Raw genomic sequence first — 12,965 nt, 5'->3', positions numbered from 1 at the left:
TACTACAAATCTAGTCATATTTAAAGCAATCTAGTAAGCTATTAGACATATTTCTCGTGAGTACTGTCGAGCCATGTATTAAAGAAATAGAACGACAATTTATAATCATTATTGGAATATATGATTAATGGAAAATTACAAGAAATCCACAGTTTGAGGGATTTGCATGTAGTTTAGGTTATGTTGATTGGACTAGTAGTTCATAAAAATCACTCTGAAGTCACAATTACAGTCAAAGAGCAGTTCTCATGATTGATTATGATAGGCTCTTTTTGTATACTTTGTCGCGGATTTTACTAAAAAGTTTTAGAAAGCAGCTCAATTATTTAGAAAAGATGACACGAACCCCCAATGTACACATGCTTATCTCTTAGAGCGAAAAGCCACAATCTGTGCGAAAGCAGCCTTATTGTATGACATCATTGTATATATTGGATACAAAATAGGTAAAATATGAAAATGCTTATTGTTCAGCAATCACATGGTGAAAAAAGTACAAAATGGTTTGGAGGAATGAAGCATGGTCATAAAAAAGATGATGGCATACTTTATGCTGTCTGTAGCGTTAATAGGGTGTACGAATGATGAAGTTGAAAAAAATGAAACTGAGCAACAGGAAGGGGCACATGCCAATCAAAACGAAGATTTGACTAAACAGTTAGAGGGTGAAGAAGGGGTGATAAGTGGGCAAGTGTATGTTAATGATGACACTGCCGTTGGCACGCTTGTCTTAGAAGATAACGTAAGTGATCAGGATGCAAAAGAAATAGCAGAAAAATATGCTGATAAATTGAAAAACGAGTATAACAATATGACCATTAATGTCCAAGCGGTCAGAGGTGGTGAAAATGTCGAAAATATTTTGATAGAGCCTGAATAAAATCATTGTTCAGCTAGCCACTTTTCGCATGCCGTAAGTGAGTAAAAGTGTATATGAAGATACTAGTTCAGATTAGAGTAACGTAAGTGGTTTAAGTTATTTAATCAACATATTGAATGAATCTGGCATATATCTTGGGAGCTGGCCCAAGACATATGATATAAAGAAAGGTATGCTGTATCTGTATTTGAGAAAATTCTGTTTGATGCTTTTATTGATACGTATTTTTAACATTGCAATATTAGTACGTTTGATTTGAATAGTTCTGAAAACCAGCTTGTTTCAGAACTAGACGAATAAATAACTTTCTTCGATATTCATAACGATATAATGAAATTTAACAAATCATTACCAATATCATTGCTATAGACTTCCTAATATCTCTGCAACACTACCTCCCAAAATAATCAATGGCTGTCATTTTCCTATCTATATGATTCTACCTTCTTATTTACTACAATTGTGATTTCTTCTTCTAAATCCATGTCCTTTTATTAGTATTTCAAAAAAGTATTAATAACCTCTTAAGAATGAATTTGTGAATGTGATTATTTTTATGTTGTCATAATCATCGTTTGATATGGTCAAGTTTAGACAAATTCTATAAATTTTTTCGATATTGTATAAATATAGAAGGGTTTGTATTGTGAAAAAACAAATTGTTGAATAATGATAATTTTCAGAGAATTTATTGATTATTATAAATTTTTCCAATAAAATTAAATCGCTTTAACAAATTTTTCTATTAAGGAGGGATTTTTGTTTTTTTAAAGATTAAAAGAGAGGGGTAATCGTTGAATGGTTCGTAAAAGTGTTAATCAAGTAAAGAAAAGTGTTATTTTCATGTTGATTCTATTGCTAGCAATCTCGCAGCCTGGTTTCGGGAAAACAACTTTTGCTACAACTGAATCTTCAAATCTACTAGACCTTACTTCAGAAAATAAGGGGAATAAAGTTAATTTTCAACCGACTCCTATATTCGACGATGAGGATGAAGTTAGAGTGATTGTTGAACTAGAGGGAGATCCTGCAATAACATTTGCACAAAATAAAGGCATTAGATACAAGGATCTATCCCAAACAAAGAAAGTAGAGCTTAATGAAAATATCGAAGAAGAACAAATTGACCTTTTATCACAATTACAAAAGAAAAAAATTGAGCTCGAGGTAGAGAATCAATTTTCAGTTGTTGTCAATGGGATTAGTGGGAAGATGAAATTCGGCGATATTGAAGAATTAGAAAGTTTATCTAGCGTGGCCAGTGTACATATCGCGAATGAATATGAACGTCCTGAGCCTGAAATGAATAGTAGTGGTGATATCGTTCAAGCCGCAAAAGTATGGGACTCTGTATACGGCTATAAAGGTGAGGGCATGGTTGTAGGTATTATCGATTCTGGTATCGATCCTTGGCACAGAGACATGGTTTTAACTGATGAAAGTACAGGGGAGATCACTGAAGAAGAAGTCGAGGAACTGAGAAGTGGTGAGAAACAATTACTTGGTAAATACTTCACAGCCAAAGTACCTTATGGTTATAACTATATTGATAAAAATGATGAAATCCGTGACTTAGGACCAGGTACAACAATGCATGGTATGCACGTGGCGGGTACAGTAGGTGCAAATGGTGATGAAGCTAATGGAGGAATTAAAGGAATAGCTCCTGAAGCACAATTACTAGCGTTAAAGGTTTTTGGTAATGACGTAGAGATGGGTTCTACGTATGGTGATATTTATATAAAAGCCATTGATGATGGAATCGCTTTAGGTGCAGACGTATTAAATATGAGTTTAGGTGCTCCAGCTGGATTTGTTGATTCTAATTCACTTGAACAACAAGCGATTAAACGTGCAGTAGATAACGGAGTATTGATGTCGATATCAGGAGGTAACTCAGCTCAATTTGGGTTAGGGTGGGATCTACCGTATGCTTCTAACCCTGATATCGGTGTAGTTGGAACTCCTGGATTATCTTATGAATCACTTCAGGTTGCTTCTCTTGAAAATTCTAATGTGACGCTTGATGAACTTGCTGTAAAAGTAGGGGATGAAGAGTTTTCTATCGGATACCAAAAGCAGTCTACACCACCATTTAGTAACGCCGAAATGGAAGTGGTTTATGTTGGAGATGGACAACCTGCTCATTATGTAGATAAAGACGTTACTGGTAAAGTGGTTTTTGTAGTAAGAACTGGTGGCTTCTTCTATGCGCAGATTCAAGCTCAAGCAGAAGCAGCTGGGGCTGCTGGAGTAATCGTTCGTGGCCATGAGGCCCATGGTGACTATGTTAGCATGGCACTTGAAAATCCAACAATTCCAATGGCTTCATTAAGTATTGCTGATGGAAATATGTTGGAAGAGAAAATATTAAATGCTGATGAATCGATGTTTGTGACTTTTACTGGTGATGTGATAGGTATACCAAATACACAAGCTGGTCAAATGTCAGATTTTACTTCTTGGGGTGTGACACCTAACTTGGACTTTAAACCAGAAATTACAGCTCCTGGTGGCATGATCTACTCTACATTGAATGATGACGAGTATGGGGTGAAGAGTGGTACCTCAATGGCAGCGCCACATGTTGCTGGTGGGTCAGCACTTGTTCTGCAACGTGTTGAGAAAGAATTTGACCTAGAAAACGCTGATAAAGTCAATATGGTAAAGAATATTCTCATGAATACAGCTAAACCAGTTGTAGATCCTAATGGCACGACAGTATATTCACCACGTCGTCAAGGTGCTGGATTAATGCAGCTGCTTAATGCTATCAATACACCAGTAGTTGTAACTGAAAAATTTAGTAATGAAGCCAAAGTCGCTTTGCAAGAAGTAGGAAATGAATTTAAGTTCACACTAACAGCCACTAACTATAGCGATAGTGACGTGACATATGAAGTTACGGCAAATGCATTAACTGATTTAGTTCTTAGTGATGATGAAGGACAGCAATATAATGTATTATCAGCGCAAAATATTGATGATGCTAATATTACCATTAGTGAAGAGTCCATTACTATCCCAGCAAGCAGTAGTGAGGACATTGTTGTTACAATTGACGTATCTGAGGCAGATGCTTACTTGAGTGAGCTAATGGAAAATGGTTACTTTGTTGAAGGGTTTGTGACATTAACAAATAGCCTTAATACCCAGGATGACCAATTATATCCTGAATTAACCGTTCCTTATGTCGGTTTCCATGGTGATTGGAATGCTGCGCCTATTGTCGATGGTACGGTGTATGACGGAGAGGAAACATTTTATGAAGCAACTGGCTTACTTAACGAAGAGAGCGACTTCCTTGGATTTGATGCGTTTTCTGGATTGCATAAAGATAAAATAGCCTTTTCACCTAACGAAGATGGTGTTAACGATACTGTAACTCCTATTTTATCTTTGTTAAGAAATACAAGTGTAATAGAATTCAGTATTCTAAATGCTGAAATGGAAAAAATAAGAAAAATAAAGACAGAATATAATGTTCCAAAGACCCACTATGATGACGGAAGACGACCTTTTTATATTTACGATTTTACAACTGTTTGGGACGGATATGCTAATCTTCAGCAAGTTCCTGATGGGTTATATTATTATCAAATCAAAACTCAGCTAGACTATGCTGGAGTAGAGCCACAATTAACTCAAATACCTGTCTTTGTTGATACAATTTCACCTGAAATTACGAGTGTAGATTACGACAAGGATACTTTTGAACTAGCAATAGAAGGGACAGATAGCGGAATTGGTATTTACTATTATAGTGTAGTAGTTAATGGTGGTGATGAGATTATTCTCCCACATTCTGAAGACGGTATGGCATCTTATGTTTTTGACTCAGCACTAGCAGAAGGAGCAACAATAGATGTCGTTGCGGTAGACTATGCTGGAAATACAGCTACTAAGACGCTCGTTGGTGCAGGAGACGAAACAATCCCAGGAATCATTGCAACCTCACCAGCTTCCTTCGTAGGTGGAGAGTATTACTCAACATCAGATGTGGTTGTATCTGGATACGTGACAGATGCATCTGAAGTATTCGACTTAACTTTAACTGGGGATGCCGTTGCTGGATCACCTGTATCCATTCAATTACAATGGAGCGATCAAGAAAGTTACTATGAATTTAATACCCCAATTTCCTTTACGGAAGATGGAATTCATGAAATCCGTATAGCGGGTGAAGATGCTGCTGGTAATAAAATTGATTTCTTACGTGAGGTTTTAGTCGATACTTCAGCACCAACCATTGATGTTGCTGGTTTACCAGAGAATGGGTATGTAGATTCGAATGGGGAAAATCCTGAAGTAACGGTTACTGCTACTGATAATTTTGATGTGCTTCGCTTCTATTTTAACGGTAGTGAAGAATTTTATGACGGATTTGATGCCCCGTATGGCATGAACTCTATAACGATGAATGAGAATTATGAATTAAATTTAATCGAAGGATATAACACATTTGTCTTTGAAGCGGTAGACATTGCTGGAAATATTACAACGAAAACAGTATCGATTTATAAAGGTGAAAATCCACCTGATGCTCAAATCGAAGAATTATCAATTGATCCTAAGAACAATGTAAGTACACATCGTCCTGTGACAATAGCAGCAAGCTCCACAGAATCAATTAGTTGGGATGTTAAATTGATTGATCCTACTGGTGCAGAAATAGCGCTTCCTGCAGATGCTGGAACAACATATGCAGCTACCTTTGCCCCAGACGAGTTTACGGTTAACGGACTTTATGAAGTCGTTGTTACAGGTTCTATAGACGACCAACAGGTCAATGAAATTACAGATACCTTTGAAGTGTATAATTACCCGATTAAAATTAAATCGGTAGATGTCCTAAATGAAGCTGGAGAGGCAGCTACGACATTCACACAAAGTGGTAAAGTGAGAATTAAGGCAAATATTGAAAACTTAGGCCCTAACGCTGAGAGTCCGCTAGTGATTATTCAAGTGAAGGATGATCAGGATGTCGTTGTTGATCTTTCATTCTTCACGATCGATCAGTTAATCGATGGTGCTAGCAATGGTTTTGGGTCAGAATTACAGCTTAGTAACCTAGATAAAGGAACTTATTCAATCGATGTGTTTGTATGGGATGATTGGAATAGTCCGTCTGCTTTATCTGAAGCAAGTAAAGGTATTGCCACTTTCATTGTAGAATAATATTTTTGTAGAATGTTAGAGAGAGGGGGAGTTTTATGCTCCTCTTTCTCTCAAACTTTTTACTCAACAAAATAAGGAGTGAAAATGTTGAAGAAGATTCTTCTTAATATATTTGTTGTTACATTGATGATTTTCGGGAGTGTCTTACCGGTTTTTGCTGAGGGTAAGAGCAACCTACATGCTGAAGCTGACAAAGAGGCCTATATACAAGGAGAAAAGGATGGAATGAATTCACGGTTAAATGATAGCATTCCTCTAACAAATGAAGATGAGCCACCAGGAGATGAGCCACCAGGAGATGAGCCACCAGGAGATGAGCCACCAGGAGATGAGCCACCAGGAGATGAGCCGCCAGGGGATGAACCACCAGGAGACGATCCTAACGAACCAAATCATGAAATGACAGTGACTACCAATGAATTAAGTTATTTCATTGGTGATACGGTTGAAATATATGGTGTTGTTACAGACGGTGATACACCAGTTGAAGCAGCAGAAGTAACGATAACAATTGAACAGGACAATAATGAAGTTTACAATGATGTGACTTCAACAGATCATAATGGTCATTTCGTCTTTAATTACGGTTCTATGGATTTGGGTAACCATGTAGTAACTGTTGAGATAGGAGAAGCTTTAGCAACAACGAGCTTTGAAGTCATTGAAGAAGAAGTACCTGTTGAAGAAGTAGTCGTTGTATCAGTTGGAACTGACTCAAATACATACCATCCAGGAGAAGCTGTTGTGATTTCTGGTACGGTTACAAAAGATGGAGAGCCAGCTGTACAAATACCTGTTACGATTACTGTTAAGAAGAATGGAACAGTTATAGAATCATTAGGCCAAGAAGTAACAAATGCTACAGGGACCTTCACTGATACATATACACTTCAGGGTAATGCTGCAGAAGGTGAATATGAAGTAAGTGTTACTGCGGTTGATGTAACTGATACAGCTACCTTTGAAGTAGAAGAAGTGGATGAGGTTCCTTTAAAAGAAGTGACAGTATCAACAAATAAAACTAAGTATGCTCAAGGTAGTAGTGTTTCTATTTTTGGAAAAGTAAAAAAAGATGGAAGTGCTGCGAAACAAATTACTGTAACGATTAAAGTGATGGATTCAACAGGGGCGATCATCTATACTGATCAGGCGAAAACAAATAATGAAGGAACATATAGCTCAACTTGGTCTTTAGGAGCTGATCAAACTTTAGGAACGTATAGTGTTGAAGTCACTTCAGTTGGGATAAAAGAAACGACCTCATTTATAGTTGAACCAACACCTGGGTCTGGAAGTGGTGGTGTTGGGATTCCAAAGCCTGGAAATCCTACAGAAGATGAGGAAGGCAGTGAAGTGATTGAAGGTGAGCTGAAGGTAGTCATAGAAGAATCAGATATTATTGATGATCTTAATGATGAGACGAAAAAAGACATTGAAATTGACATTGAAGCTTCAGGTGCTGAAAATGCAACTACGGTAAGTGCTGAAATTAAGAAAACAATACTGAACAAAATTGTGAAAAATAGCAAATCATTAGTTATTAATACTGGCAAAACAACGATAAAGTTATCACCAGAAACGATTAAAGGGATTACTGAAATCGCAGGTGAGGATGTTCTTATTTCAGTCAAAATAGGACAGGCTGCTGATATTACAGCACCAGAGGTAGTAGAAGGACAAATAATTGTTTCAGATGTGTTTGATATTACTATTCATTCTGTCGTTAATGATAAGCAAATATCAATAACCGAATTTAACGAACCTATTGAGGTAAGCATACAGTTTGATCGATCACTTGTAGAAGATACAAGAAAAGTAGCGGGTTATTACTTAAATGAAAAAAATAATGAGTGGGAATATGTTGGTGGTAAAGTGAAAGATGATTTAGTCGTATTTTATACGATGCATCTTTCAAAGTATGCTGCTATAACAAATGATAAAACGTTTGCTGATATTGTAGGATGGGATTGGGCGAAAGATCAAATTGAGGTATTAGCTTCAAGAGCAATTATTAAAGGAAAATCTACAAATGAATATGCCCCTGGAGATAATCTTACAAGAGCTCAATTTGCTGTATTAATTGTCCGAGCATTAAATATTCCTACGGAAGAGTATAAGGGAACTTTTTCAGATATTCCTGAAAGTTTAACGTGGAGTGCGCTTGAAATCGAAGCAGCACAGCGAGCAGGAATTGTTACAGGTCGTGCTGACGGAACATATGGACCTAATGAAAATATTACTCGTGAACAAATGGCTACAATGATTATTCGCGCAGTAACTTATAAGCAACCTGCTTTATTAGAAGGTGTATCAACTGAGCTAACTTTTACTGATGCTCATATGATTGAGGCATATGCAAAAGACTCCGTTGCTATTGCTGCAAAACTAGGAATACTGAAAGGAAAAGAAGACGGAACATTCGCACCAAAGGATTCCGCAACAAGAGCTCAAGCTGCCGTGTTACTTTATAATCTACTAACGAAATTAGGAGAATTTTAAAAAACTAATAAACAAGTTGTGTTTAAGTGAGGGATAGCTCAAACCAAGAAGCTATTCCTCTTTTTATGCTAATTGTTAGCATTATTTTTAATTATCTATCTATAAAAGTCTCAGCTGCTACGATTGAATAAATGATGTTATTGAATTTAGTATTAGGTATCTAGTTAGAACCATTCAAATGATTATCATAACGCTTATCAAATAATATGCTTGAGCTAACTACCTGGTATGTTCATTCAGCGTTTAATTATTTTATTACTGCATATTAAGAGAAACTAAATGCTACTAATTTAGTAGAAAATCACTATGTAATCACAAAATTTTTAGAAAAATCACAATAAAACAACACTTAATTTATACATTTATGGTAAATTATACTTAGATTGGATGAAAGGAGGTTAATTATGAGTAGAATAACTGAAATGATTCTAGGGATTATTGGTGGTTTACTAGGATTTGGTGGTGCCTTTATTGCTTTATTTGTTGGTACAGTAGATGAAGTAGTTTCTGGATCTAGTGAAATAAGCAGTCTAGGTGCAAGTGCTTTCTTATTTAGTGCACTTGGAATAATAGGAGCGATCGTTGTGAAGTTTAAAGCCAAACTAGGCGGTTGGCTCATGTTACTTAGTGGTGTTGCAATTTTAATATCTATTAGTTTATTCGGCGTTGTTCCTGCCCTATTTCTAATTCCAGCAGGCTTGATGGGTATTTTGAGAAAATCAAAAACACAGAAGCTGGGTATTTTGAGAAAATCAAAAACACAGAAGCTAGAAGCATAACGAGTTGAAGGTAAATAAAGTATAGCGCACACTTGCAATTAACTGAATAGTCTATCATTTAGGAAACCTGTCGAGAAACTCTACAGGTTTTTTTATTGTGTTCGACATATGAAAGGTTAGCAATGAATAGTTGCTTAGCAATTCATAAGGAGATAGGAAGCTTCTTAGCTAACGTTATAATACACATCGCTGTTCGTTGCATTTGTTTCTCAACAATATAGTGAGACTCTTTTATTTGCAACTGCTCGCCATTTGTAAAGGTAACAATTGACTGTATAGTTGTATTTGTTGGAGCTTCATAAGGTTTGATAGATTTTATGTGATGATAGAAAATCCAGCTATTTTCAAAGCGATGTGGGGACTGCGTAGGAAAAGCGAAGATATCATATTGGGGGTTAATTGGTATGGGAACCTTCTGCTTTGAGCCGGTTAGATGTGTCATAGCTTTGCGCCTGCCATCATAGGTAGCACCTCCTTCTAAGCAAGCTGCTTTGACGAGCTGTAGCGGTGTTTTAGCAATTGCCAATTGCTGTTGTTGTTCGTAAACAATGGTGTCATAGTCACAATGAGTAGCGGGTAATAGCATCATTGTGCTTTGATTGATGTCATACTCTTGTAATATTTTTTCCATAGGAAATGACACTCCTTTATTGAGGGTAATAGCAGGTAGGGGAAACGCGAGTCTAATCAAGCGGAGATAGAGACTTTTCTACTTATTGTCGTTTAACGCTTTTAGTTCAGCTGTTACATGTTCAAAGAGGCGGTCAACACTCATGTCTAGGCCTTTATGAAGCTTATAAAGAGTAAACGTCGTCGGGATTTTTTCTCCACGTTCTATTTTTCCTAGATTTTTATCATCAAGATCTGTAATTTCCGCTAGATCCTCTAGCGTTAACTCCTTACTAAATCTTCTTAATCTCACATACTTACCTACAGCTTTTCCGAAATTCTCTCGTTCTTCCAAGTGCTTCGCTCCTTTTTTAAGACTATTATCAAATGGAAAAATGAGAGAGAACACGTCCTATAAGACTCTAAATGTAAATAACTAGGAAAAAAGAGAACTTTTTAATAAAGGTTGTTTTTCACAATGCTTGTTGTTTGTTGTATGAAGAAACATACACGTACAAAACTAGCTTTCACGGCATCTTTGCTTCTGTGAAATTATGGTACCAATTTAATAACAATAGCAAAACAAAGCTTACGAAAAAAGCCTTTATATAGGCTGTTTTCGCAGTAATTGTTTCTTTTCGCAATAAAAGCTAACCACGAATATAACTATCATTCTAAAGACTATGAAAGTCATCTAAAACACATCAGCTACTTACATGTAAGTGAAGAAATTAATAAAGTTTACAAAAAGAGTCTTTAAAAAATAGAAACGCTTCTTTCGTAAACATGCATCAAAATAACGTTTAAAGCCATTTTCAGCGTTTTAAAATCTGGTTGTGTACAAAAAATAACAAATAATTGAAAAAAATACTTGAAAGTGACGGATGTGTCACTTATAATAAATGACAAGGTTGTCACTTAGTGACGGTGATGTCACTTTATAATAAATATTAGGGGGAATTAAACAATGGAAGCTACAAAACAAAACAGTTTGTTAAAAAATAAGCAATACGTATATTTGATTGCGTCACAGCTCGTATCAAGCTTTGGAGACTGGTTAGACATTCTTGCGTTAATGGCATTAGTCGGTTTGAAGTGGGAAGTATCACCATTACAAATGGCTGGTGTCATGCTCAGTATGGCACTGCCGATGATCTTATTCGGTCCATTAGCTGGTGTGTTCGCAGATCGCTTTGACCGCAAGAAAATGATGATACTATCAGATATCGTTCGCTGTCTCGTAGTCATTGGTTTCGTCTTCGTAACAAGTCTTTGGCAAGTATATGTTTTATTATTTATTAAAGGGGCTTTCAGTAGTTTATTTGTACCAGCGAAAAACGGCAAGCTGAAGGAAATTGTAGATGATGAACAAATGCAGCAGGCGATGGGGATTAGTGGCATGATTGATAATGGAAGTAAAATTGTTGGACCGATGATCAGTGGTGTTCTCGTGTCAACGGCTGGTATCTACTGGGCATTTTATATTGATGCGGCAACATTTATTGTATCTGCACTATTACTTATAGGCATCAAAAGAAGTACTTACGAGAAGGTTGAAGCTAAGCCTGCTGAACAAAAGGTTGCTTTTTTAAGTCAACTGAAGGAAGGTTTTCAATTTCTAAAAGGTTTTCCGAGTTTGTTATTTGGCTTAATCGTGCTAAGTCTGTCACTATTCGTGCTACAAATTGCAGATTCGCAGCTCGTCATTTTATTTCGCGATATAGATGGTAATACGATTGATCTACTAGGCTATTGTATGGCTGCGAGTGGAGCGGGCATGTTCATCGTATCAGCGATCCTTACGCGGAAAAAGAAGTCATTACCAATCAATTTTGCGATTGCAGTAGGTGCGACTGTTCTGGGCTTATGCTTTGCTGTGCTTCCGTTACTCATTCATCTACCGGCATCAATGATTATGATTATCTTTCCAATCTTATTTTTTATTGCGGGTACATCAGCAGGAATCATTATCATTTCATTTAACGTTGGCGCTCAAAAAGCGACTCCTGTACAATTAAGTGGTAGAGTGTTCGGAACGATTAATAGTATGACGACGTTTGCAGCACTCATCGGTATGGCTATGGGTGGGCTGTTAGCTGAAGCATTTGGTGTAGTTAGTGCAATTCTTCTGTCAGGAAGCCTATTAACAATTGTAGGAATCGCGACATTTATTATAACAAGATTTTTAGAAAGAAGGGATCGAGTTGCCAAAGGTCACGGACGATTACAAGGAGAAACGACGTCGTGAAATATTGGACGTAGCAGAAAAGGTATTTTGTGAAAAAGGATTTGGGTCAACGACGATGACTGATATCGTTAATGAGACGGAATTTAGTCGCGGAGGAGTATATAAATATTTTTCAAGCACTGATGAAATGTTTCAAGCCATTATGGACGATAGAGATAAAAAATTTAGCGCTTACTTTAATCAACTTGCAAGTGACTACGAAACGATATGGCAAGCCCTTTGCTATTATTTAGATGAGTTCGAGGGCAATTTAAAAAGTCTTAAAAGCGAATTCGGCATAGTTCAATCAGAGTATTTTATTATGAGCTCAAGATACAAGGAAAGAGGACCATTTTTACAGTTAAGAGTGGATAGAAATATGAAGGTCTTAGAAGACTTTTTACAAATTGGTGTCGATACAGGTGAGTTCAAGCCAATACAACCGTTAGAGGCTATTGTGCTCTTTCTTAGCAATATTACAGACGGCTTATACTTACATACACATATGGTTGGCTACGAAAGAGCACATATTATTGAGCAATTTAAAGGCTTGAAAATGTACCTTACGCAAGCATTAGGGGTTGTTCAGAACTAGCTACTCGGTTATGTTATTGCTGCTGATAAAGAAATTCGTGAAGAAAATGATCTAAATGGTTAAGCTAAGAGCAATGTGACTAGGCATATGCTCTTTTTTGTGTGCTCTACTTGTTTATAAATATATAATGTTCCATTTTAAAAGTCTATAGGCTTTTTTGCGAACAGCAAATTGGATTTATGCAGCTGAAGTCTTTCC

Annotated in this window: 8 protein-coding genes; 6 read left to right on the top strand and 2 right to left on the bottom strand. The window is 36.6% G+C overall.

All coding sequences use genetic code 11. The features are described 5' to 3' along the window. The first annotated feature begins 520 nt into the window (after positions 1-520). The 4 genes from JM172_RS03950 (at position 521) to JM172_RS03935 (ending at position 9,336) form a co-directional block, all read left to right on the top strand. Positions 521-880: a hypothetical protein gene (locus tag JM172_RS03950; RefSeq protein ID WP_250886505.1), complete on the top strand. Its 360-nt coding sequence runs from the start codon at positions 521-523 to the stop codon at positions 878-880. Between the two features lie 798 nt (positions 881-1,678). Then, positions 1,679-6,058: a S8 family serine peptidase gene (locus JM172_RS03945; protein ID WP_214480794.1), complete on the top strand. Its 4,380-nt coding sequence runs from the start codon at positions 1,679-1,681 to the stop codon at positions 6,056-6,058. An 87-nt stretch (positions 6,059-6,145) separates the two neighbouring features. Next, entirely contained in the window at positions 6,146-8,557 is a 2,412-nt protein-coding gene (locus JM172_RS03940) for an S-layer homology domain-containing protein (protein WP_214480793.1), read from the top strand. Positions 8,558-8,961: 404 nt separating this feature from the next. Next, entirely contained in the window at positions 8,962-9,336 is a 375-nt protein-coding gene (locus JM172_RS03935; RefSeq protein ID WP_214480792.1) for a hypothetical protein, read from the top strand. A 142-nt stretch (positions 9,337-9,478) separates the two neighbouring features. Here JM172_RS03935 and JM172_RS03930 read toward each other — a convergent pair whose 3' ends face one another. Together JM172_RS03930 and JM172_RS03925 are read right to left on the bottom strand one after the other, a co-directional pair. Further along, positions 9,479-9,967 carry a competence protein ComK gene (locus JM172_RS03930; RefSeq protein WP_214480791.1) on the bottom strand — a complete coding sequence of 163 codons (489 nt, stop codon included), beginning with the start codon at positions 9,965-9,967 and terminating at the stop codon, positions 9,479-9,481. A 78-nt stretch (positions 9,968-10,045) separates the two neighbouring features. Further along, a complete protein-coding gene (locus JM172_RS03925; RefSeq protein WP_214480790.1) occupies positions 10,046-10,300 on the bottom strand; it encodes a helix-turn-helix domain-containing protein in 255 nt (84 codons plus the stop codon). A 612-nt stretch (positions 10,301-10,912) separates the two neighbouring features. Here JM172_RS03925 and JM172_RS03920 point away from each other — a divergent pair. Together JM172_RS03920 and JM172_RS03915 are read left to right on the top strand one after the other, a co-directional pair. Further along, positions 10,913-12,193 carry an MFS transporter gene (locus JM172_RS03920; protein ID WP_214480789.1) on the top strand — a complete coding sequence of 427 codons (1,281 nt, stop codon included), beginning with the start codon at positions 10,913-10,915 and terminating at the stop codon, positions 12,191-12,193. After that, the gene (locus tag JM172_RS03915) at positions 12,150-12,767 is read left to right on the top strand and encodes a TetR/AcrR family transcriptional regulator (protein ID WP_214480788.1); all 618 of its coding nucleotides are present in this window, start codon (positions 12,150-12,152) and stop codon (positions 12,765-12,767) included. The genes JM172_RS03920 and JM172_RS03915 overlap by 44 nt, the downstream gene beginning before the upstream one ends. Positions 12,768-12,965: the final 198 nt, after the last annotated feature.

Origin of the sequence: Bacillus sp. SM2101, assembly GCF_018588585.1 — a bacterium.
Classification (GTDB): Bacteria; Bacillota; Bacilli; order Bacillales; family SM2101; genus Nanhaiella; species Nanhaiella sioensis.
The sequence above is the reverse complement of the archived record's forward strand: the minus strand, read 5'-3'. Positions and strand labels throughout refer to the sequence as shown.

Bases quoted from the DNA above. Each gene is read 5' to 3' on its own strand.
- JM172_RS03950 (WP_250886505.1), top strand. From the start codon at position 521: ATGGTCATAAAAAAGATGATGGCATACTTTATGCTGTCTGTAGCGTTA.
- JM172_RS03945 (WP_214480794.1), top strand. From the start codon at position 1,679: ATGGTTCGTAAAAGTGTTAATCAAGTAAAGAAAAGTGTTATTTTCATG.
- JM172_RS03935 (WP_214480792.1), top strand. From the start codon at position 8,962: ATGAGTAGAATAACTGAAATGATTCTAGGGATTATTGGTGGTTTACTA.
- JM172_RS03930 (WP_214480791.1), bottom strand. From the start codon at position 9,967: ATGGAAAAAATATTACAAGAGTATGACATCAATCAAAGCACAATGATG.
- JM172_RS03920 (WP_214480789.1), top strand. From the start codon at position 10,913: ATGGAAGCTACAAAACAAAACAGTTTGTTAAAAAATAAGCAATACGTA.